The sequence below is a fragment of the Streptococcus equinus genome, from assembly GCF_049393805.1.
Classification (GTDB): Bacteria; Bacillota; Bacilli; order Lactobacillales; family Streptococcaceae; genus Streptococcus; species Streptococcus equinus.
The window spans coordinates 146096-169732 of sequence record NZ_CP185763.1 but is presented as its reverse complement, the minus strand read 5'-3'; the positions used below and the strand labels follow the sequence as shown (position 1 = coordinate 169732).

The following is a 23637-nucleotide window of genomic DNA, read 5'->3' as shown; positions in this document are numbered from 1 at the left end:
TATGTCACGATTATTAGAACGTTTAAAAACAGATATTCTGGTAGCTGACGGTGCTATGGGAACTCTTCTTTACGCCAATGGTCTTGACAATTGCTATGAAGCCTATAATTTGATTCATCCTGAAAAGGTATCTGCCATTCATAAAGCTTATATTGAAGCAGGAGCTGATGTCATCCAGACTAACACATATGCAGCAAAACGACACCGACTTAAGGGATATGGCTATGAAGATAAAGTCAAGGAGATTAATCAAGCTGGAGTCAGAATTGCAAGACAAGCTGCTGGGAAGGATACCTTTGTTTTGGGAACGGTTGGTGCTCTTCGTGGTCTAAAACAGTGTGAGTTATCACTTGATGAAATTATCCAAGAAACGCTTGAACAGGTGAACTACTTACTTGAAACTAATCAGATTGATGGATTACTTTTTGAAACTTATTATGATGAAGAAGAAATTATCGCGGTTTTAAAAGCAGTCAGGCCATTGACGGATTTACCAATTATTACTAATATTGCTCTTCATGAGGCGGGAATTACAGAAAATGGTAAGCCTTTAGTAGAAATTTTTGGCAAATTAGTCATGTTGGGAGCGGATGTTGTTGGATTAAATTGTCATTTGGGACCTTATCACATGATTCAATCTCTAAAACAAGTTCCGCTTTTTGCCCAGTCTTATTTGTCGGTTTATCCAAATGCTAGTTTATTATCATTTGTTGATGATAATGGTAGTGGGCAATATGGCTTTAGTCAAAATGCGGATTATTTTGGAAAAAGTGCAGAGCTTTTAGTGGCTGAAGGGGCTCGTTTGATTGGTGGATGTTGTGGTACGACACCAGATCATATTAGAGCTGTTAAGCGTGCTGTCAAAGGTTTAAAACCAGTTTCGCGAAAATTTGTGACACCAATGGTTGAAGAAGCTGAGCTGATTAAGGCAGTCAAGCAGTCTGAGACTATTGTCGACAAGGTAAAACGGCAAGTGACCGTAATTGCAGAAATTGATCCTCCAAAAACGTTGGATATTGAGAAGTTTACTGAAGGTGTCAAAGCTCTAGATGACGCAGGTGTCTCAGCTATAACATTGGCAGATAATTCTCTTGCTAAGACAAGAATTTGCAATGTCAGTATTGCATCACTTTTGAAAAATGAGATTTCAACACCATTTTTACTACATTTATCGTGTCGTGATCACAATATGATAGGTCTTCAATCACGTCTTTTGGGAATGGACATTTTAGGATTTCATCAAGTTCTAGCAATTACAGGGGATCCATCTAAAATAGGAGATTTTCCGGGAGCAACCAGCGTATATGATGCTACAAGTTTTAAGTTATTAGAGCTGATTAAGCAGCTTAACAAGGGAAAAGGATACAGTGGCGCTAGCATAAAAAAAGAAACAACTTTTACAGCAGCTGCAGCATTTAACCCAAATGTTAAAAATTTATCACGTTGCAGTCGTTTGATAGATAAAAAAATTGCTGCAGGAGCTGATTGTTTTATTACGCAGCCCATATTTAACAAAGAGATTATTGAAAATTTAGCAGAGCTAACAAGAGATTATGAAGCACCGTTTTTTGTTGGAATAATGCCAATTACGAGCTACAATAACGCAATTTTTCTACATAATGAGGTTCCAGGTATTCAGTTGTCGGATGACTTTTTAGAAAAAATAGAAGCGGTCAAAGACGATAAGAATAAATGTCAAGAATTAGCATTACAAGAAAGCAAGGCTTTAATTGACTACGCTTTAGAGTTTTTTAATGGGATTTATCTTATTACCCCTTTTATGCGATATGATTTAACTGTCGAGCTAGTTAATTACATTCACCAAAAGGTGGAAGAGAAAAAACAAAAAATATCATAAAAATGGACAATTAAGTCCATTTTTTTCTTGACTTGGAGTGGGCTCTAAGGTGTAAAATGAAACCGTTTAAAAAATAAGTGGAGGTCTCTTATGGAATACACAAAATTGGGAAATACAGGTCTTGAAGTGTCAAAATTGTGCCTTGGTTGCATGAGTTTTGGGGATGCTAGCCTTGGTTTTCATTCTGGTTGGCTCTTAGATGAAGAAAAATCACGCGTTATTATTAAAAAAGCCCTTGATTTGGGTGTCAATTTTTTTGATACAGCCAATGTTTACGGAAAAGGAACTAGCGAAGAATATCTTGGGCGTGCCCTTCGTGATTTTGCAGACCGTGATGAAGTGATTATCGCTACTAAGGTTTTCTTTGGTGATGGTCAGCACGATGGAAGAAATACAACTGGTTTATCTAGAAAAGCGATTTTTAATCAAGTGGAAGCTAGTCTTAAACGCTTGGGAACTGATTATATCGATGTTCTTTACATTCACCGTTGGGATTACAATACGCCGATTGAAGAAACCATGTCTGCCCTAAATGATTTGGTGCGTTCTGGCAAGGTGCATTATCTTGGTGCGTCAGCAATGTATACTTGGCAATTTCAAAAAGCACAATATGTGGCTGAGAAAAATGGTTGGACGAAATTTTCAGTCATGCAAAATCATTACAATATGCTTTATCGTGAAGATGAACGTGAAATGATTCCGTTTTGTAAAGATTCAGGTGTTGGTTTAGCACCATATAGTCCTTTAGCTGCTGGTCGTGTGGTTAGAGATTGGGATGCTGATACTGCTCGCAGTAAAACGGATGAAACTGCAAAAATGAAATACGATAGCACTGAAGAGCAAGATAAAGCAATTGTTGCGCGTGTGGCAGAAGTCGCAGAAAAATATGGTGTGACTCGCGCTCAAGTTGCACTTGCTTGGCTATGGCAAAAAGGAATTGACTCACCAATTGTCGGTGTCACAAAAGAAAAATACCTAGATGATTTTATGGGCGCTTTTGATGTGACATTAACTGAAGATGATATGGCTTATTTAGATGAAAAATATTTGCCACATAAAATTGTAGGTGCCTTATAAGACAAAAGTTTCTGGCTTTGTGCTGGAAACTTTTTTTGGTTAATTCGATTCATTTAACTTGACACGGTGTCATAAAAGAGTATAATAAAAACATAAAATGACATGGTGTCAAAATAAAAGGAGGTAGATATGGGTAGAATTTCTAGAGAAGAATGTCAGAGAAGACGTGAGGAAATCATTGATGTAGCACAAGCTCTTTACCAAGAAATGCCATTTAAGGAAATCAATGTTAAAGAAATTGGTAATCGTCTGTCGTTTACCCGCACAGCTATTTATACCTATTTTGATAATAAAGAAGAAATCTTTTTAGCTCTTTTGGAGCGAGAATATTTAAAATGGGAGCAAGATTTGCAAGACATTTTGAAAAAGGAAAAACTAACTCAAGAAATGTTTGCTAGTGAAATGGCAAAAAGTCTTGAAGAGAGATTAACTTTGCTTAAAATTTTAGCGGTGGACATGGCTTCGCTTGATGCTGAAAGTCGAATTGAACCTTTAGTAGAGTTTAAAAAAGTTTATGGACGCTCTCTTGATTTGGTGAGACAGATACTTGAAAAACATTTTCCAAAACGAAATGAGATAGCCAATCAACAGTTTATTTTTGCCTTTTTCCCATTTCTTTACGGCGTTTATCCGTACACAGAAGTGACAGAAAAACAAAAAGAAGCAATGGCTGAGGCAGAAGTTCCTTACGTTTACATGAGTGTTTCAGAAATGATTGAAAATTGTATTTTAAATTTGATGAAATAGGAGAAAAAATGTATTTAATCGATATTACAATTAACGCTGAGCAAGTTCCTGCTGATAAGGCTGATGAACTTTTGGCTGGGCATCGCGAATGGTTTGGTGCTCAAGCTAAGGCAGGTAATTTTTTGTTAGTAGGACCATATCGTGATAAAGCAATGGCAGGGCTTGTGATTGCACAGGCAAATAGCAGAGCTGAATTAGATGAATTGATTGCTAAAGATGCTTACTATCCAGATATGGCAACTTATGATGTTCACGAATTTCAAGCTAATATTATCGCAGAAAATATTACAGACTATAAAGGAAAATAAGAGGTGACAGATATGACTCAAAAAACAGAAGCAAAAATTGCACTAGGAACATGGTCTTGGGGAGTTGGTGGTTTTGCTGGTGGTGATGCCGTTTTTGGTAACCAACTAGATACAGCTGATTTGAAAGACGTCTTTAATACTGCCATGGATAATGGATTTAATGTTTTTGACACAGCTTACGCTTACGCAAATGGTGAATCTGAACGTATTCTTGGTGAACTTTCTAATGCTTATGGTCGTGACCAAGTCGTTATTTCAGATAAATTTACACCAGGTATGCAAAATGATGCAGCTGAAAATCCAGTTGTTGATATGCTCGAAGGAAGTTTAAAACGTTTAGGAACTGATTTTATTGATATTTATTGGATTCACAATTCAGCAGATGTAGAACGTTGGACACCACTTTTGGTTGATGCGGTAAAAACTGGAAAAATTGGACGTATTGGTGTTTCAAATCACAGTCTTAGCCAAGTGAAGCGAGTCCAAGACATTTTAGCGCCACATGGTATTAAAGTTTCAGCTGTTCAAAATCACTTTAGTCTTTTGTACCGTAATTCTATCGAAGATGGACTACTTGATTATTGTAAAGAAAATGATATTCAATTTTTCTCATATATGGTGCTAGAACAAGGTGCTCTTTCAGGAAAATATGATGAGAACCACTTGCTACCAGAAAATTCAAGTCGTGGTAAAACTTATAATCCACTTTTCCCAGCTTTGAAAGATTTACTTGCTGGTTTGCGTAAATTAGCTGACAAATATGACGTTTCTCCAGCACAAATTGCGACTGCTTGGGCGATTGGTCGAGGAACAACACCGATTTTAGGTGTAACAAAAGTGGAACAAGTGATTGATGCCGCGCAAGCTTCGACTATTATCTTGACAGATGAGGAAGTCTCACAATTGGAACAAACTGCTGTTGCATCAGTTGTTGATACTCGTGGTGGTTGGGAAGGTCAAGCTTAATTGTTGAGAGGAGTATGCAATTGAAAACAACTATTTTTACATTTCACCCTAATTTAGAAAATGGCTCACGCATTAACGCTAACCTTGCAAAAGCAGCCAGTACAGCAGGTTTTGAAGTTCGCGATGTTTATCAATTATATCCCGATTTTAAAATTGATGTGGCAGCAGAACAAGCAGCACTTGAGGCAGCTGATCGAATTGTTTTGCAATTTCCGATTTATTGGTACCAAACACCCGCTCTTCTAAAACAATGGTTTGATGCTGTTTTAGAATATGGTTGGGCTTATGGTTCAACTGGAAATGCTCTTTGTGGTAAAGAAGTAATTTTAGCAGCAAGTTTTGGTGCAGCTCTTGATGATTACCAACTTGAAGGTCGTTTTCACACAACTATTGAAGAGGTTTTAAAACCAATTGTGACTATCCAATATCACACAGGTTTGCAATTTTTAGAGCCATTTATTACAACAGGCACTCTTAAGCTAAGTGATGCTAACTTATCAGAGCAAGCCGAAAAATTTGTTGAAGTTTTATCTGCGGAATAATTTCTTTCATTTCAAAGCGAAAGGAGAAAGCGATGCAATACGTAACCCTCAATACTGGGGCACAGATGCCTCAGTTGGGATTTGGTGTTTATCAAATTCCTGAAAAAGAGACAGAGAGAATTGTTAGGCAAGCGATAAAAACAGGCTACCGTCACATTGATACGGCACAATATTATCGTAATGAAGTTGGTGTTGGTCAGGCGATTAAGGCGTCTGGTTTGCCAAGAGAGGGCTTTTTCATCACAACCAAATTAGCAACATCAGGTTATCGTGCGACAAAGGCACAGATTGCGCAGGCTTTAAAGAATTTGCAAACAGATTATATTGATTTGATGTTGATTCATTGGGTGGTATCTGATTACGAAGGAACTTACCAAGCTTTGCAAGAAGCTTATCAAGCAGGTCAATTAAAAGCAATCGGTTTGTCGAATTTTAACCAAGAACAAATCAAAGGAATTTTAGCTAAATTTTCTGTGAAACCAGCGGTGCTCCAAAATGAAATGCACGTTTTTCAGCAACAAGTTGCTATGCGACAATTTTGCCACGAAAATGATATTCAATTTGAATCTTGGGCGCCTTTTGGCGAAGGCAAGGAAAATATTTTTAATCATCCTTTGTTAACAACGATTGGCAGCCAATATCACAAGACAGCTGCGCAGGTTATTTTACGCTTTTTACTTCAAGAAGGTGTGGTAGCTATTCCAAAATCAGCCAATAGTGAACGGATGAAACAGAATTTTGAGGTTTTTGATTTTGAATTGTCTGCTAAAGATATGGAAGCAATTCGCCAGCTTGACCGTGGACATGGTTTATTTGGTTGGAACGAATGAGACAGAAAAGGAGTATCAAAATGAAGATTTTTGTGGCAGGTTCGACAGGTCGTGTAGCGACAGAACTTTTGAAAAAATTATCAGCAAAAAATTACCAAGTGATTGCGGGTGCTCGTCGTCCAGAAGCAGTTGTTGAACTCCCCAATGTTACGCCACAGAAAATGGATTTGCATGCTTCGGTTGATAATATTGCAGAACTTTTAAAAGGTGCTGACGTTGTTGTGTTTGCGGCGGGTTCTCGTGGTAAGGATTTGCTACAAACCGATGACTACGGCGCTGTCAAATTAATGCAGGCAGCTAAAAAAGTTGGCATAACACGCTTTGTTATGCTCAGTGCTCTCTTTTCGTTAACACCAGAAAAATGGCCTGAGAATCTGACTGATTATTATATCGCTAAATTCTTTGCGGATAATTATCTGGTGAATCAATCTGGTTTGGACTACACGATTGTTCAGCCAGGAAATTTATTGGAAGAAGCAGGGCAAGGTCACATTGCTTTGGGAGATAAAGGCTTTACCGCTATTTCAATTGAAGATGTGGCGAGTGTTTTAGCAGAAATTGTTGACAAACCGTCAACTTTTAAACGTGTGATTGCGATTAATCCAGGTAATACACCTATTGAAAAAATCTTTGATTAAAGTCAAAAAACAGCTTGACGTAGAGTTGACTCTAAGGTGTATGATAAAAGACACTTGGAAAGTTTAATGGCTTCCAGAAGGGAGGATTCTGATGTCGAAATCATTGATTATTTACTTTTCCATTACAGGAAATACGAAACGTGTTGCACAGCAAATGGCACGTAAAATAGGCGCTGATTTGTATCAAATTGACGTTGAAAATCCCTATACAAGTAAGGATTTAGACTGGATAATTCCAAATTGTCGTGCCAATGTTGAACAAAAAGATTCAGCAAGTCGCCCAGCTTATCACGGGGAATTGCCTGATATTAGCCAATATGACACAGTTATTTTTGGTCATCCGATTTGGTGGGGAATTCCGCCACGTATCATCTATACGGTCATCGAAGCTTTGGACTTGTCTGATAAAAAAGTGGCTAGTTTTGCAACCTCTGGCGGTTCAACTTATAGTGATGCCCAGATTGAAATGTATAATTTGCTGAAAAATCCTGTCAAGGGGCGTATTTTATCAAGCGAAACGTCAATTAATAGCTGGTTGGCAGATAACGGTCTGATTAGTTAGTTTATTATTGAAAAAAATTAAAAAAGTATTTGACTTGGAGTGGACTCCAAGGTGTATGATAATCATACTTAAAAAAAATTCAAAGGAGACGATATGGTACTTGAAACAATTTCATCACCACAAGATTTAAAACAATTATCACGTGAAGATTTGCACCGTGTTGTTGATGAAGCACGACAAGCGCTTCTTGAAAAAACAAGCCAACATGGTGGACACAATGGACCGAACTTTGGTATGGTTGAAATGACAGTTGCTATGCACTATGTCTTTAATTCACCAGTAGATAAATTCATTTTTGACGTGTCACACCAATCATACGTTCATAAAATGTTAACTGGTCGTGCGCAAGCTTTTCTTGACTCAGCGCATTATGATGACGTATCAGGTTACACAAATCCTAAAGAAAGCGAACATGACCTCTTCACAGTAGGTCACACGTCAACTTCTTTGTCTCTTGCATCAGGTGTTGCTAAAGCGCGTGATTTAAAAGATGAATCATACAACGTAGTTGCAGTCATTGGGGATGGTTCTCTTTCAGGTGGTATGGCATACGAAGGTTTGAACCAAATCGCAACAGAAGGCACAAATATAATTGTCATTGTTAACGATAACGACCAATCAATTGCTGTTAACCCAACTGGTGGTATTTACACAGCCCTTCGTGACCTGCGTGAAAGCAATGGTCAAGCTGAAAATAATCTTTTCGAAGCTCTTGGATTTGATTATCATTACCTTGATGCGGGTAATGACCTCGATGCTTTGATTGCTTTGTTTGAAAAGATCAAAGATACTAATCATCCAGTTTTGTTACATATTCATACGCAAAAAGGTCATGGTGTGACATTCATGGAAGAAAATCGTGAAGCATTCCATGCAGGTGGACCCTACAATCCCGAAACAGGTGTGTATCTTCGAGGTGGAAATGCTGGTGAAACATACAATAGCATCACTACAGATTTTGTCTTGAATAAAATTAAGAATGATCCGACAGTTGTTGCTGTTAATGCAGGAACACCAATGTTTATGTTGAACCAAGATCAACGTAAAGAAGCCGGGAAACAATTTGTTGATGTCGGTATCGCTGAAGAAGAAGCTGCTACAATGTCAGCTGGGCTTGCTAAAAATGGTGCCAAACCAATTTGGTATGTTGCAGCGCCATTTATGCAACGTACATATGACCAATGGTCTCATGACATTGCGCTGAACAATCTTCCGGTTACAACACTTGTTTACTCAGCATCTGTTAATGCAATGAATGACGAAAGTCACCTTGGTTTTTTTGATATTCCATTCTTGGCACACATTCCAAACGTTGTTTATTTGGCACCAACAAGTAAGGAAGAACACATGGCTATGCTTGATTGGGCAGTTGAACAAAATGAACATCCAGTTGCTATCCGTATTCCTGTTGGACCACTTCGTGAGACAGGTGTTGCAGATAACACAGATTACTCAATTCTTAATAAAAACCAAGTGACTCAAAAAGGTAACAAGGTTGCTATCTTTGGACTTGGTAACTTCTACGCTTTAGCAGAGGAAGTTGCTAATAAATTAGCTGACAAACATGGTATTACAGCGACAATTGTTAATCCAAAATTCATCACAGGATTGGATGAAGAATTGCTTGATAGCTTGGCAGTTGAGCACCAGCTTGTTGTAACGCTTGAAGATGGCGTACTTGAAGGTGGTTACGGTCAAATGGTTGCAAGCTATCTTGGTGACCATGATCTTAAGGTTCAAAACTACGGAGTGGAAAAAGCTTTCCATGACCGTTACAATGCTCAAGAATTGTTAGCTGAAAATGGTATTTCTGTAGAAAATATCGTTAACAACATTTTGAAAAATGTAGATTAATAAAATAGAAAGGTCAGTGCCGTTAGACGCTGACTTTTTTCTTAACTTAACAGTTGATTAACTCATTTTTAATGAAAATTTGGTATACTGAAAATTGATATTTTGAAAGGATTGTGTGCATTTGGCAAAGGTAAGAAAAATAAAAGGAAGAAGAAAAGTTAGGAGAAAACGAACTTCTAAAAAACTGTCAAAATCAGTTTTGTATGGAATGGTTTTTCTGGCTTTTTTGTCTTGTTCGACCTTGATGTTCTATGCCATTTCTTCGCAAGACGGCGCTTATTCAGCTTCTGCAGATACAAGCCAATCATCTCAAGATACGACAACGATTTCATTTATTCAGGAAATTGGTGAAACAGCGCGCCAAATTGCTGCTCAAAATGATTTGTATGCTTCGGTTATGATTGCGCAAGCTATTCTTGAGTCAAATAGTGGTCAGTCTGCACTTAGTCAACCTCCTTACTATAATTATTTTGGCATTAAAGGTGATTACAACGGGCAGTCGACAACTATGCAAACTTGGGAAGATGATGGCAGTGGGAATACTTATACGATTGATGCTCAGTTCCGTTCTTACGGTAGCCAAGAAGAATCGTTACAAGATTATGCACAGTTCTTACAAAAAGATATTTATGCTGGAGTTCGAAAATCAAATACAACATCTTATCAAGATGCTACGGCAGCATTGACAGGAACTTATGCCACAGACACATCGTATGGCAGCAAGTTAAACCAAATTATTTCAGAATATGACTTGACAATTTACGATAGTTGGTGAGCGTTTCCTTCTTTTGAAAAAGTTGTTCGATATTGTTTCAAACTTCAAAGAAAAGCGTGCAAAATACAAGTTATTTATGCTATAATGAAAAGTGATATACAAAGAGGAGATTAGTATGGAATTAGTACGTGAAAAAGAATTTGTCAACCAATACCATTATGATGCAAGAAATCTCGAATGGGAAAAAGAAAATGGTACACCGAAGACTAATTTTGAAGTAACATTTCAATTAGTGAAAAAAGACACAGACAACAATCAAACAACAATTGTTTCTGTTTTGCAGTTTATGGTCGTGAAACAAGAGTTTGTTATTAGCGGTGTTGTCTCACAAATGGTTCACATTCAAAATCGTATTGTTAACGAACCAAGCGAATTCACTAAGGACGAAGTTGAATATTTGGCTGCACCTTTACTAGATATCGTGCAACGCCTAACATACGAAGTAACCGAAATTGCCCTCGATCGTCCAGGGGTTAAATTGGAGTTTAGAAATTAATGAAATTAGCAGTTATAACAGATACAACCGCAGTTTTGTCAGATGACATCAAGGCTAAAGAGAATCTTTTTGTCCTTGATATCCCTATTATGATTGATGGTGTTTCTTATGTAGAAGGTAAAAATCTAAGCTTAGATGATTTTTACAAGAAAATGGCAGCATCACCAGTTCTTCCAAAAACAAGTCAACCAAGTTTAGCAAAATTAGATGAAATCTTAACAAAAGTTTCTTCTGAAGGCTACACACATGTTGTTGGTTTGTTCTTGTCATCTGGTATTTCAGGATTCTGGCAAAATATTCAATTCTTGATTGAAGACTACCCTGAATTGACGATTGCATTTCCAGATAGCAAAATCACTTCAGCACCACTAGGTAGCATGGTTCGCAATACTTTGAATTGGGCTGAAGCAGGTGTTTCATTCGACGATATTTTAGCAAAATTGCAAAAACAAATCGATGGAACAAGTGCCTTTATTATGGTGGATGATTTGAATCACTTGGTAAAAGGTGGTCGTTTGTCAAATGGTTCAGCTTTGATTGGTAACTTGCTTAGCATCAAACCAATTCTTTACTTTAACGACGAAGGTGTTATTGAAGTTTACGAAAAAGTTCGAACAGAGAAAAAAGCTATTAAACGTCTCGTTGATGTTCTTTCAGAAGTGACAGTTAATGGAGATTACGAAGTCTTTATTATCCATTCTCGTGCCGAAGAAAAAGCACAACACTTCTATCAAGCTTTGGCAGATAAAGGTCAGACTGATAATCTTGAAATTGTATCATTTGATGGCGTAATTGCTACTCATTTAGGGGAAGGCGCAGTTGCATTTGGTTTCACACCAATTGTCTAAGTGTTAGAGAGGAAAAAAACATGAGTATTAAAGTTATCGTAGCAGGTTTTAAAGGGAGAATGGGCTCAGCAGCCGTTAATATGGTTAAGGAAGACAAAGACTTGAACTTAGCAGGCTTGCTTGATCCATTTGCGACTGAAACAGAAGTTGACGGTGTTCCAGTTTTTACTGACAAATCACAACTAGTTGGCTTTGACGCTGACGTGTGGGTTGATTTTACGATGCCATCTGTCGCTTATGAAAATACTCGTTTTGCCTTGGAGAATGGTTTTGCTCCTGTTGTTGGAACAACTGGTTTTTCTGAAGAAGAAATTGCAGAGCTTATTGCTCTTTCTGAAGAAAAGAAAACTGGTGGGCTAATCGCTCCAAATTTTGCTATCGGTGCTATTTTACTCATGGAATTTGCCGCTAAAGCTGCTAAATACTTCCCAGATGTTGAGATTATTGAACTACATCATGATAAGAAGAAAGATGCTCCTTCAGGAACAGCTGTTAAGACTGCTGAATTGATCCGTGAAGTGCGTCAGCCTAAAAAACAAGGTGCAGCTGATGAAGTTGAAACACTAAAGGGTGCGCGTGGTGCTGATTTTGATGGCATGCGTATTCACAGTGTTCGTTTACCTGGTTTGGTTGCTCACCAAGAAGTTATTTTTGGAGCACAAGGTGAAGGTTTGACACTTCGTCATGATTCATATGATCGTATTTCATTTATGAGTGGCGTAAATATTGGAATTAAAGCAGTTGTGAAACAAGATAAACTTGTTTATGGTTTGGAAAAATTACTATGAAATTAAATAATTTGCCTTCTGAATTTCAGGAGGCTTTACCAATTTTAAAGAAAATTCGTGAAGCAGGCTATGAAGCTTACTTTGTTGGCGGCAGTGTACGTGATGTGTTATTGCACCGCCCAATTCACGATGTTGATATTGCGACAAGCTCTTATCCAGAAGAGACAAAAAGCATTTTTCATCGTACGGTTGATATCGGTATTGAACACGGAACAGTTCTCGTGTTAGAAGAGGGTGGAGAGTATGAAATTACGACTTTCCGTACTGAAGATGTTTACGTGGATTATCGTAGACCAAGCAGCGTATCATTTGTTCGATCACTTGAAGAAGATTTGAAACGTCGTGATTTTACGGTGAATGCTTTTGCTCTTGACGAAACAGGTTTGATTATTGATAAATTCAATGGTTTAGACGACTTGAAAGCGAAGCTTTTGCGCGCAGTAGGAAATCCTGCAGAGCGTTTTAACGAAGATGCTCTTCGCATTATGCGTGGTTTCCGTTTTTCTGCGAGTCTTGATTTTGACATTGAACCTGAAACTTTTGCTGCAATGGCAGCACATGCGCCCTTACTTGAAAAAATTTCGGTAGAGCGCTCTTTTATTGAGTTTGACAAACTTTTGATGGCACCTTTCTGGCGTAAAGGGATTAAAGCCATGATTGCAAGTGATGCTCAAAAATATCTTCCTTATCTTGAAAATGCACATGATAATTTGCAGCAATTGTTGGATGATTTATCTTGTGATTATCACTTTAAATCGTCTGAACAAGCTTGGGCAGCTTTGCTATTAGCTTTAGAGATTAAGGATGTTCGAGCATTCTTGCGTGCTTGGAAAACGTCAAGTCAATTTCAAAAGGATGTTGAAAAAATCGTATCAATTTATCGTTTCCGCATGACCAATGAACTTGACAAGATGGAAATGTATAGCTATGGTAGAAACTTGATTGAGCAAGCTGAAGATCTTCGCTTAGGTTTTGGTTTGCCAGTTGATTTTGACATTATTGATCGATTAGATAAAGAATTGACGATTCATGATAAGCATGAAATTGTGGTTAATGGAGGCATTTTAATCAAAGAAATGCAATACAAACCAGGACCAGAACTTGGTAAAATCTTAAAAGAAATCGAAAAACAAATTGTCCTTGGAGAATTAGCAAACGACAAAGAGGCAATTTTTGAATTCATTAGAAAGGAAAACAAATGAGCGATTTTATCGTAGAACATTTAACAAAATCTGTTGGGGATAAAACCGTCTTTCGTGATATTTCCTTTATTATTCATGATTTTGATCGTATCGGAATTATTGGTGTTAATGGGACCGGTAAAACAACCTTGCTCGATGTTATCTCAGGTCGACTTGGTTTTGACGGTGATGTGTCACCATTTTCTGCCAAGAATGGTTATAAAATTGCTTATTTGACGCAAGAACCTGAATTTGACAATGAGAAAACCATTTTGGACACTGTTTTGTCATCTGATTTACGCGAAATGACTTTGATTAAGACTTATGAAACCTTGATGGCAAATTATGATGAAGCTAATCAAGATAAGCTTGAAAAAGTCATGGCCGAGATGGACTCACTTGATGCTTGGGCGATTGAGAGTGAAGTGAAGACAGTTTTGACAAAACTTGGTCTTGAAGATTTGTCACAAAAAGTTGGTGATTTGTCTGGAGGTCTTCGTCGCCGCGTGCAATTAGCACAAGTCTTGCTAAATGATGCTGACTTGTTGTTGCTTGACGAGCCGACAAACCATTTGGATATTGATACCATTGCTTGGCTGACAAATTTCTTGAAAACTTCTAAAAAGACAGTTCTTTTCATCACCCACGACCGATATTTCTTGGATAATGTGGCAACACGCATTTTTGAATTGGCAAATAGTCAATTGACAGAATACCAAGGAAATTATCAGGACTACGTTCGTTTGCGTGCAGAACAAGACGAGCGTGACGCAGCAACGCTTCACAAGAAAAAACAACTTTACAAGCAGGAGTTGGCTTGGATGCGTACGCAACCACAAGCTCGTGCAACAAAACAACAAGCACGTATTAATCGATTTAATGATTTAAAAGCTGACTTGTCTGGTACGACTCAGTCGACAGAGCTTGAAATTAACTTTGAAACAAGCCGTATCGGGAAAAAAGTTATCAATTTTGAAGATGTTTCATTTGCTTTTCCTGATAAACAAATCCTAACAGATTTCAATTTATTGGTGCAAAATAAAGACCGAATTGGGATTGTTGGAGATAACGGAGTCGGGAAATCAACCCTTCTTAATTTGATTAATGGTGATTTGAAGCCAAGTTCAGGTAAACTTGAAATTGGTGAGACTGTTCGCATTGGTTATTTCTCACAATTGCCAAAAGATATGGACGAGAACAAACGTGTTATCAATTATCTTCAAGAAGTGGCAGATGAGGTTAAGACAAGTGTAGGTTCAACAAGCGTCACAGATTTACTTGAACAATTCTTGTTCCCACGTTCAACGCATGGAACTTTGATTTCAAAACTTTCTGGTGGTGAGAAGAAACGTCTTTACCTCTTGAAAATTTTGATTGAAAAACCAAATGTTCTTTTGCTCGACGAACCGACAAACGACCTTGACATTGCGACTTTGACTGTTCTTGAAAGCTTCTTACAAACTTTCCAAGGGCCAGTTATCACAGTTAGTCACGACCGCTATTTCCTTGATAAGGTAGCTAATAAAATTTTGGCCTTTGAAAATGGTCATATCAGAGAATTTTTCGGAAATTACACGGATTATCTTGACGAAAAAGCATTTGAAGAAAATGCAGCAGAACAAGTTAAAAAAGAATCACAACAAAAGACCGAAAAAGAAAAAACGAAAAAGAAACGCATGTCTTATTTTGAAAAACAAGAATGGGAAGTCATCGAAGATGAAATTGCCAAACTTGAAGAAGACATCGAATCTATCGAAGCTCAAATGCAAGAAAATGCCAGTGATTATGGTAAATTAGCAGAGCTTCAACGTTCATTAGATGAAGCTAATGAAAACTTACTTGAAAAATACGAAAGATATGAATACCTAAGTGACTTAGCCGAGTAGGCGAGGTCACTTCTTTCATACACAAAATATAGAAAGGAAAGACCATGAAACTAATTTGGACTTATTTGAAAAAATATCCTAAATGGCTAATTCTAGATGTTGTCGGAGCCTTAACTTTTGTATTGGTTAACTTAGGTTTGCCAACAGCTCTAGCTCGAATGATTGACCAAGGGGTAACACCTGGAAATAAAGAACGTGTTTATTTTTGGGCGATTGTTATGTTTGCCATCATTGTCATTGGTACTGTTGGGCGTGTTGTACTTGCTTATGCGGCGGGTAAAATCACAACTAATATGATTAAAGATATGCGTAATGATATGTATGATAAATTACAACAATATTCACACCATGAATATGAACAAATTGGTGTGTCTTCCCTTGTTACGCGTATGACGAGTGATGCTTTCATCTTGACACAATTTGCTGAGCAGTCACTTCGAATGGGTGTGATTACACCTTTGATGATGGTTTCTAGTGTTGTTATGATTTTGCTGACAAGTCCGTCGTTAGCATGGATTGTAGCAGTTGCCATTCCATTTTTGATTTTAGTTGTTTATTATGTGGCAACTAAGACACGTCCATTATCTGAAAAACAACAAGCAACTCTAGATAAAATTAACCAATATGTTCGTGAAAATTTAACTGGCTTGCGCGTTATTCGTGCATTTGCTAGAGAAGATTTCCAAGAAAAACGTTTTGATTCGAAAAATGAAGAATACAAAGATTTATCAAGTCGTCTCTTTATTTTGACAGGATTGACCGAGCCGCTGTTTGTTTTGATTATCATTTCAATGATTGTCTCAATTGTCTGGTTTGCTTTGAACCCGTTAGCAAGTGGTGCTTTGCAAATCGGTAACCTAGTTGCCTTCATTGAGTATAGTTTCCACGCATTATTTTCATTCTTGCTTTTTGCCAATTTATTTACCATGTATCCAAGAATGGTTGTTTCAAGTGAACGTATTTCTGAAGTTATGAATATGCCAATCTCTATCAATCCGAATGAAGATGGTGTAACTGAAACACAAACAAAAGGTTATTTGGAATTTGACAAGGTTACATTCGCTTATCCTGGCGAAACAGAAAGCCCGGTCTTAAAAGATATTTCCTTCAAGGCAAAACCTGGTGAAACCATTGCCTTTATCGGGTCAACTGGTTCTGGTAAATCTTCTCTTGTGAATCTGATTCCACGTTTTTACGATGTTACACTTGGTAAAATCTTAGTGGATGGTGTTGATGTCAGAGATTATCAGTTGAAAGCACTTCGTCAAAAAATTGGTTTTATTCCTCAAAAAGCTTTGCTATTTACAGGAACAATTGAGGAAAACTTAAAATATGGTAAGGCTGACGCAACAAACTTTGAATTGCAAGAAGCTGCAGACGTTGCGCAGGCAAAAGAATTTATTGAAAGTCGTGATGAACGTTATCAGACTCACTTGGCAGAGGGCGGAAGCAATTTGTCTGGTGGTCAAAAACAACGTTTGTCAATTGCGCGTGCGGTTGTTAAGAAACCCGATATTTACATTTTCGATGATTCATTCTCAGCTCTTGATTATAAGACTGATGCGCAGTTGCGTGCTCGTTTAAAAGAGGTTACGCATAATGCGACGGTTTTAATTGTTGCTCAACGTGTTGGTACTATCATGAATGCTGACCAAATTATCGTTCTTGATAAGGGTGAAATTGTAGGTCGTGGTACACACGACGAATTAATGCAATCAAATGATATTTATCGTGAAATTGCTAATTCACAGTTGAAAAATGTAGATGGAATGAAAGGAGAGTAAACATGGAAAAACGAAATGTATTTTTACGTTTATGGGATTATCTCCGCAACTATAAAGGCTCACTTTTCTTAGCGATTTTTCTTAAAATTTTCAGTGGTATCATGAGTGTGTTGGAGCCTTTCGTACTTGGTCTTGCAATTACTGAATTAACAGCAAACTTACTTGATATGGCTCGAGGTGTTTCTGGCGCACATATCAATACAACTTATATTGCGATTATTTTGGTACTGTATTTTATTCGTGGATTTGGTTATGAAATTGGTTCATACGGCTCAAACTTCTTTATGACTAAAGCGGTGCAAAAAACGATTCATGATTTGCGTCGTGATTTGAGTGAAAAAATCAATAAAATTCCAGTTTCATATTTTGATAGCCAACAATTTGGTAATGTTTTGGGACGTTTCACATCTGATGTTGAAACAGTGTCAAACGCTCTTCAACAAAGTTTCTTGCAAATTATCAATGCTTTTGTAACGATTTTTGCTGTTATGTTTATGGTTTTCTACCTTAACTGGAAATTAGCTTTGATTGTTGTAGCCATTATTCCGATTAATTATTTCAGTGCTAAGTTCATTTTGAAAAAATCTCAGCCCTATTTCAAAAAACAAGCCGATACGCTTGGAGATATGAATGGTTTTGTTCAGGAAAATCTTTCTGGTTTTAATGTCATTAAACTCTATGGTCGTGAAGAAATTTCAAGTGAAGAATTTCGAGACATTACAGAAAATCTTCAAGAAGTAGGTTTTAAAGCCAGTTTCATTTCTGGGATTATGATGCCCGTTTTAAGTGCAATTTCAGATATGGCTTACTTACTCATTGCCATGCTCAGTGCGCTTCAAGTGTTAGCAGGTGCTTTGACGATTGGTAACATGCAGGCTTTTGTTCAATACGTTTGGCAAATTAGCCAGCCAGTTCAAACGATTACGCAACTGGCAAGTATTCTACAAAGTGCAAAATCATCACTAGAACGTATCTTTGAAGTTCTTGATGAGCCAGAAGAAGCAGCTGAAGTCAAAGAACAGTTGACACATGATTTGTCTGGTCAAGTCACTTTTGAGGATGTTTCTTTCCAATACACACCTGACAAACCACTCATCCGTAACTTTAATCTTGACGTCAAACCAGGAGAAATGGTTGCAATTGTTGGTCCAACGGGTGCTGGTAAGACAACCTTGATTAATCTGTTGATGAGATTTTACGATGTCACTGGTGGTTCAATTAAAATTGATGGTCATGACATTCGAAATCTATCACGTCAGGAATATCGTAAGCAGTTTGGTATGGTCTTGCAAGATGCATGGCTTTATGAAGCAACGATTAAAGAAAATCTCCGTTTTGGTAATCTTGATGCGACTGATGAAGAAATTGTTGAAGCTGCTAAAGCCGCGAACGTTGACCACTTTATTCGCACCCTTCCTGGTGGATACAACATGGAAATGAATCAAGAATCAAGTAATGTTTCTCTTGGACAAAAACAATTATTAACAATTGCGCGTGCTCTTCTAGCAGATCCAAAAATTTTGATTTTGGATGAAGCGACATCTTCAGTTGATACACGATTGGAATTGCTTATCCAAAAAGCAATGGAAAAATTGATGCATGGCAGAACAAGCTTTGTCATTGCTCACCGTTTGTCTACTATTCAAGATGCTGACAAAATTCTTGTTTTGAACAATGGTCAAATTGTTGAACAAGGAAATCATGAAAGTTTACTTGCTGCTAAGGGATTCTATTATGACCTTTACAATAGCCAGTTTGCTAAAAACAGTTAAAAATTGAATATCAGTTTTAAAAATGGTATGATTAGAAAGTAATATTATCGATGTTTGGGAAAAGCCATCGCTAAAAAAAACCAGCCTAATGACTGATATTAGCGCCCCTGTGGATTCCCATAGGGGCTTTTTCTTTGCCCAGATATCTTAGAAAAGAGATATTGAATGAAACGTCAATCTGCTCTTGTCGTCTTTAGTGGCGGACAAGATTCAACTACTTGCCTATTTTGGGCTTTGAAGCACTATGAACATGTCGAAACTGTGACTTTTAATTATGGTCAACGCCATAGCCTTGAAATCGAAGTTGCTAAACAAATTGCAGCTGAGCAAGGTGTTAAAAATCACTTGCTTGATATGTCATTGCTCGGGCAATTAACTGAAAATGCATTGACTCGTGATATTGAGATTGAAAATCCTGATGATGATGTGCCAAATACTTTTGTTGATGGTCGTAATCATCTCTTCTTATCGTTTGCGGCTGTGCTTGCAAAACGTCTTGGCATTACAGATATTATCACTGGTGTTTGTGAAACTGACTTTTCAGGTTATCCTGACTGTCGTGATGCCTTTGTTAAATCACTAAATGTGACTTTGAATTTGGCAATGGATTATAACTTTGTCATTCAAACCCCTTTAATGTGGCTTGATAAGTCAGAAACATGGGAGTTGGCAGATAAACTTGGAAAATTTGATTATGTCCGAGAAAACACTTTGACTTGTTACAATGGTATCAAGGGAAGTGGTTGTGGTGAATGCCCTTCATGTAAACTTCGTCAAGCTGGTCTTGAAAAGTATTTAGCTAGAAGAGGTCAAGACTGATGTTTGAAATTCCAAAAGAAATTAAAAAACCGACAGGTGAGTCACTTGTGTATTGTCCGCACCGTGTCATGGTTTCAAAAGAATTTACATTTGATGCAGCGCATCATTTATATGATTATGATGGAAAGTGTAAGGCACTTCATGGGCATACTTATCACTTGCAACTTGCTGTTTCTGGAATGCTGGATAATCGCGCAATGGCAGTTGATTTTGGAGATATCAAGCAAATTTATAAAGACCACTTGGAACCATATTTGGATCATCGCTATTTAAATGAAAGTCTACCCTACATGAATACGACTGCTGAAAATATGGTTTATTGGATTTTTAAACAGTTGGAGCAGCATCTGCCAAAAGAGCGAGATATTCGAGTAGAATATGTCCGTTTATATGAAACACCAACTTCTTATGCTGAGTTCAGAAGGGAGTGGGAGTTAGATGCCTAAGCGACCATTAACCATTCCTGTTTTAGAAATTTTTGGTCCAACTTTCCAAGGAGAAGGCAGAGCAATTGGACAAAAGACCATGTTTGTCAGAACAGGTGGCTGTGATTATCATTGTGCTTGGTGTGATTCAGATTTTACGTGGAATGGTTCTGAAAAGCCAAGTCGAATGACAGCAGATGAAATCATCGCTGAGCTCGATCGACTTGGTACTTACGATTATGTGACTTTGTCAGGTGGGAATCCATGCCTTTTAGGGGCAAGTATGGGAGAATTAGTTACTAAACTCAAGGCGCGTGGTGTCACACTTGGTATTGAAACGCAAGGGTCACGTTGGCAAACTTGGCTTAAGGATATTGATCAGGTGACACTTAGCCCAAAACCACCATCAAGTAAAATGACTGTGAATTTTGAAACACTTGATTTTATTGTGTCACAATTGGAAAAAGACCAGCTTACTTTTAAAATTCCTGTCTTTGATGATGACGATTTGGCATTTGCAAAAATGATTCAAAACCGTTATCAACCAGATGTTTTGTACTTATCTGCAGGTAACCCAGAGCCCCACGCTGCTGGAAATATTGTAGAAGCACAGCTTAATCGTCTGCGCATGCTATGGGAAACGGTGGCTGCAGACCCTGAATGGCAATCTGTACGAGTATTGCCACAATTACATACGCTTTTATATGACAATAAACGTGGTGTCTAAAAAAGGAGATTTAAAATGACAAGAACAGATGAAATGAAAGACTTAACACTTTTGGGAAACCAAAACACAAAATACACATATGAATACGACCCAAGTATCTTAGAATCATTTGATAATCGACACGTTGAAAATGATTATTTTATCAAATTTAACTGTCCAGAGTTTACATCGCTTTGTCCGATTACAGGGCAACCTGATTTTGCTACTATTTATCTATCATACATCCCTGACAAACTTTGTGTTGAATCAAAATCTTTAAAACTTTATCTTTTTAGTTACCGCAATCATGGAGATTTCCATGAAAATTGCATTAACACAATCGGGAAAGATTTGATTAAATTACTTAATCCTCGATATCTTGAAGTTTGGGGGAAATTCACACCACGTGGTGGATTGTCAATTGATCCATACTTCAACTATGGTAAACCTGGTACAAAATATGAAAAAATGGCAGAGCATCGTTTGATGAATCACGATCTCTACCCAGAAAAAATTGATAACCGCTAAAAATAAAGTCTCGGAAAATTATCCGAGACTTTTGTTTATTATAGTTTAAATGAAAAAGTAATTCCTGAAACACCAACAGCCATAAGAAGAAGACCAGCAAGTCGACCAACAAATATAGCTGATAATGTTGGATTAAATAGGAGGAAGAGTCCAATAAGAATAGCAATTACGGCTGAACTCAAAAATCGATTAGCGTCGTAAAATCCTGCTTTACGCATTTGAAATCCACCAATTAAGCGAAGAATACCACTAATCAAAAACCAATAAGCAGCGATTGTCATAACCGCACTTGATAGTGACATAACTGAACTTGAGAGAAGAATAATGCCAAAAATAATGGATAGAATTCCTTGTAATAAGTACCAAGGTGAACGAGTGAAACTGCTAGAAAACATCATAAGACTGGTGAAACCAGACAAGAAAATGATGATGGCGATGATCCAGCCAATCATAGCAGTTGTTGTAAAAGGATGGATAAAAAGAAACAAGCCGATAAGGGTTGCGATAATCCCTGCTAGAAATGAAAAACGTTTCATAATGATACCTCCTATAAGTCACCTTTATCATATCACATTTTTCACAAAAAAGATTGTTAGAGCATGTACTGACAGGTTTTTAGGACTTTTTAACATTCTATGTAATATTTTATGACATAAAATCGTGAATTTTTCAAAAAACTTACCGAAAATGCTTGACAATAATATTCAGAAAATTTATAATATTTAATGTAATAAAAATTACAATCTCGCATTTGGAGGAATATATATGACAACAGGTAAAGAGTACGTAGCTGGCGTCTTTGAAAAGGTTAAAGCTCAAAATGCTCACGAACCAGAGTTTCTACAAGCAGTAGAAGAAGTTTTTGAATCACTTGTCCCAGTGTTCGATAAATATCCAAAATATATCGAAGAAAACCTTCTTGAACGCTTGGTAGAACCAGAACGTATTATCACTTTCCGTGTTCCTTGGGTTGACGATAAAGGTCAAGTTCAAGTGAATCGTGGTTTCCGTGTTCAGTTCTCATCTGCAATTGGACCATACAAAGGTGGTCTTCGCTTCCACCCTTCTGTAAACCAATCAATCATTAAATTCCTTGGTTTCGAACAAATTTTCAAAAACTCTCTTACTGGTCAACCAATCGGCGGTGGTAAAGGTGGTTCAAACTTTGATCCTAAAGGTAAATCAGACAACGAAATTATGCGTTTCTGCCAAAGCTTTATGACTGAGTTGAGCAAACACATCGGCGCTGATACTGACGTACCAGCTGGTGATATCGGTGTAGGTGGACGTGAAATTGGTTACCTTTACGGTCAATACAAACGCCTTCGTAACGAATACACTGGTGTTCTTACTGGTAAAGGCCTTACTTATGGTGGATCACTTGCTCGTACTGAAGCAACTGGTTACGGTGCAGTTTACTTTGCAGAACAAATGCTTAAAGCACGTGGCGAAGATTTTGCTGGTAAAGTAGCTCTTGTATCTGGTTCAGGTAACGTAGCGATTTATGCAACTGAAAAACTTCAAACATTGGGTGCTAAAGTTGTCGCTGTTTCAGATTCATCTGGTTTCGTTTATGATCCAGAAGGTATTGATGTACCACTTCTTAAACAATTGAAAGAAGTTGAACGTGCTCGTATCGTTAAATACGCTGAAGCTCGTCCAAGTGCAACATTCACTCCTGCATCTGAAGGGTCAATCTGGAACATCAAAGCAGACCTTGCATTCCCATGTGCTACTCAAAATGAAATCAACGAAGAACACGCAAAAGCTCTTGTTGCAAATGGTGTTATTGCAGTCACTGAAGGTGCAAACATGCCATCTACACTTGAAGCAATTGAAGTCTTCCAAAAAGCTGGTGTTTCATTTGGTCCTGCCAAAGCAGCAAACGCTGGTGGTGTAGCTGTTTCAGCACTTGAAATGGCACAAAATAGCCAACGCACACCATGGACATTCGAAGAAGTAGATGCTAAACTTTATAACATCATGAAAGGTATCTACGAAAACGCAGCATCTGCAGCCAAGGAATTTGGTGCAGAGGGTAACCTTGTTGTCGGTGCTAACGTTGCTGGTTTCCTTAAAGTTGCGGAAGCTATGTCAGCACAAGGTATTGTCTAATTTTTTAGAAGCATACAGACAGATTAAACAAGCCATTATTATCTTAATTAATTCTCTAATATCAAATAAACGAACGGAGCTCACTTTGGTGGGCTCTTTTGGTTAATACCATTTTTTGATATAATGATTCTA

General features: G+C 37.6%; 24 protein-coding genes. 23 read left to right on the top strand and 1 reads right to left on the bottom strand.

All coding sequences use genetic code 11. The features are described 5' to 3' along the window. Position 1: 1 nt before the first annotated feature. From ACN0NP_RS00825 to queF, 22 genes are all read left to right on the top strand, one after another. Positions 2-1858, top strand: coding sequence for a bifunctional homocysteine S-methyltransferase/methylenetetrahydrofolate reductase (locus ACN0NP_RS00825; RefSeq protein ID WP_423217356.1), 1857 nt, complete (start codon positions 2-4; stop codon positions 1856-1858). A gap of 90 nt (positions 1859-1948) precedes the next feature. Further along, complete coding sequence (locus ACN0NP_RS00820) at positions 1949-2935, top strand: aldo/keto reductase (protein ID WP_027968621.1); 987 nt, start codon at positions 1949-1951, stop codon at positions 2933-2935. Between the two features lie 129 nt (positions 2936-3064). Next, positions 3065-3682: a TetR family transcriptional regulator gene (locus ACN0NP_RS00815; protein ID WP_024343945.1), complete on the top strand. Its 618-nt coding sequence runs from the start codon at positions 3065-3067 to the stop codon at positions 3680-3682. Between the two features lie 8 nt (positions 3683-3690). Further along, positions 3691-3990 carry a YciI family protein gene (locus ACN0NP_RS00810; RefSeq protein ID WP_021142499.1) on the top strand — a complete coding sequence of 100 codons (300 nt, stop codon included), beginning with the start codon at positions 3691-3693 and terminating at the stop codon, positions 3988-3990. A 12-nt stretch (positions 3991-4002) separates the two neighbouring features. Further along, complete coding sequence (locus ACN0NP_RS00805) at positions 4003-4956, top strand: aldo/keto reductase (protein ID WP_423217355.1); 954 nt, start codon at positions 4003-4005, stop codon at positions 4954-4956. 20 nt (positions 4957-4976) lie between these two features. Then, positions 4977-5498 (top strand): NAD(P)H-dependent oxidoreductase, encoded by a 522-nt coding sequence (locus tag ACN0NP_RS00800; RefSeq protein ID WP_423217354.1) that lies wholly within the window; start codon positions 4977-4979, stop codon positions 5496-5498. Between the two features lie 32 nt (positions 5499-5530). After that, on the top strand, positions 5531-6328 hold the full coding sequence (locus ACN0NP_RS00795; RefSeq protein ID WP_423217353.1) for an aldo/keto reductase: 798 nt from the start codon (positions 5531-5533) through the stop codon (positions 6326-6328). 20 nt (positions 6329-6348) lie between these two features. Continuing rightward, complete coding sequence (locus tag ACN0NP_RS00790) at positions 6349-6966, top strand: SDR family oxidoreductase (RefSeq protein WP_423217352.1); 618 nt, start codon at positions 6349-6351, stop codon at positions 6964-6966. Between the two features lie 91 nt (positions 6967-7057). Beyond that, on the top strand, positions 7058-7528 hold the full coding sequence (locus ACN0NP_RS00785) for a flavodoxin (RefSeq protein WP_423217351.1): 471 nt from the start codon (positions 7058-7060) through the stop codon (positions 7526-7528). 93 nt (positions 7529-7621) lie between these two features. Further along, complete coding sequence (locus ACN0NP_RS00780) at positions 7622-9382, top strand: 1-deoxy-D-xylulose-5-phosphate synthase (RefSeq protein ID WP_423217350.1); 1761 nt, start codon at positions 7622-7624, stop codon at positions 9380-9382. A 115-nt stretch (positions 9383-9497) separates the two neighbouring features. Beyond that, positions 9498-10157, top strand: coding sequence for a glucosaminidase domain-containing protein (locus tag ACN0NP_RS00775; protein WP_423217349.1), 660 nt, complete (start codon positions 9498-9500; stop codon positions 10155-10157). 115 nt (positions 10158-10272) lie between these two features. Further along, positions 10273-10653: a DUF1149 family protein gene (locus ACN0NP_RS00770; protein ID WP_021142489.1), complete on the top strand. Its 381-nt coding sequence runs from the start codon at positions 10273-10275 to the stop codon at positions 10651-10653. Continuing rightward, the gene (locus tag ACN0NP_RS00765; protein WP_027968628.1) at positions 10653-11501 is read left to right on the top strand and encodes a DegV family protein; all 849 of its coding nucleotides are present in this window, start codon (positions 10653-10655) and stop codon (positions 11499-11501) included. Before ACN0NP_RS00770 ends, ACN0NP_RS00765 begins: the two co-directional genes overlap by 1 nt. 20 nt (positions 11502-11521) lie before the next feature. Continuing rightward, positions 11522-12289, top strand: coding sequence for a 4-hydroxy-tetrahydrodipicolinate reductase (gene dapB, locus ACN0NP_RS00760; RefSeq protein ID WP_423217348.1), 768 nt, complete (start codon positions 11522-11524; stop codon positions 12287-12289). Next, positions 12286-13491 (top strand): CCA tRNA nucleotidyltransferase, encoded by a 1206-nt coding sequence (locus ACN0NP_RS00755; protein ID WP_024343955.1) that lies wholly within the window; start codon positions 12286-12288, stop codon positions 13489-13491. The genes dapB and ACN0NP_RS00755 overlap by 4 nt, the downstream gene beginning before the upstream one ends. After that, positions 13488-15356 (top strand): ABC-F family ATP-binding cassette domain-containing protein, encoded by a 1869-nt coding sequence (locus ACN0NP_RS00750; RefSeq protein WP_423217347.1) that lies wholly within the window; start codon positions 13488-13490, stop codon positions 15354-15356. Before ACN0NP_RS00755 ends, ACN0NP_RS00750 begins: the two co-directional genes overlap by 4 nt. Before the next feature lie 44 nt (positions 15357-15400). Next, positions 15401-17140: an ABC transporter ATP-binding protein gene (locus tag ACN0NP_RS00745; protein ID WP_021142483.1), complete on the top strand. Its 1740-nt coding sequence runs from the start codon at positions 15401-15403 to the stop codon at positions 17138-17140. Between the two features lie 2 nt (positions 17141-17142). Continuing rightward, the gene (locus ACN0NP_RS00740; protein ID WP_024343958.1) at positions 17143-18912 is read left to right on the top strand and encodes an ABC transporter ATP-binding protein; all 1770 of its coding nucleotides are present in this window, start codon (positions 17143-17145) and stop codon (positions 18910-18912) included. A gap of 165 nt (positions 18913-19077) precedes the next feature. Further along, on the top strand, positions 19078-19731 hold the full coding sequence (queC, locus tag ACN0NP_RS00735; protein WP_004232125.1) for a 7-cyano-7-deazaguanine synthase QueC: 654 nt from the start codon (positions 19078-19080) through the stop codon (positions 19729-19731). Continuing rightward, positions 19731-20177: a 6-carboxytetrahydropterin synthase QueD gene (queD, locus tag ACN0NP_RS00730; RefSeq protein WP_024343959.1), complete on the top strand. Its 447-nt coding sequence runs from the start codon at positions 19731-19733 to the stop codon at positions 20175-20177. Before queC ends, queD begins: the two co-directional genes overlap by 1 nt. Beyond that, positions 20170-20883, top strand: a complete 714-nt coding sequence (queE, locus tag ACN0NP_RS00725) for a 7-carboxy-7-deazaguanine synthase QueE (RefSeq protein ID WP_423217346.1) — start codon at positions 20170-20172, stop codon at positions 20881-20883. The genes queD and queE overlap by 8 nt, the downstream gene beginning before the upstream one ends. Before the next feature lie 15 nt (positions 20884-20898). After that, a complete protein-coding gene (gene queF, locus ACN0NP_RS00720) occupies positions 20899-21390 on the top strand; it encodes a preQ(1) synthase (protein ID WP_021142478.1) in 492 nt (163 codons plus the stop codon). 38 nt (positions 21391-21428) lie between these two features. On the opposite strand, the gene ACN0NP_RS00715 is transcribed toward queF, so the two are convergent. Further along, the gene (locus tag ACN0NP_RS00715) at positions 21429-21926 is read right to left on the bottom strand and encodes a DUF308 domain-containing protein (RefSeq protein WP_021142477.1); all 498 of its coding nucleotides are present in this window, start codon (positions 21924-21926) and stop codon (positions 21429-21431) included. A 229-nt stretch (positions 21927-22155) separates the two neighbouring features. On the opposite strand from ACN0NP_RS00715, the gene gdhA reads away from it, so the two are divergent. Then, positions 22156-23505: an NADP-specific glutamate dehydrogenase gene (gdhA, locus tag ACN0NP_RS00710; protein WP_021142476.1), complete on the top strand. Its 1350-nt coding sequence runs from the start codon at positions 22156-22158 to the stop codon at positions 23503-23505. Positions 23506-23637 lie beyond the last annotated feature (132 nt).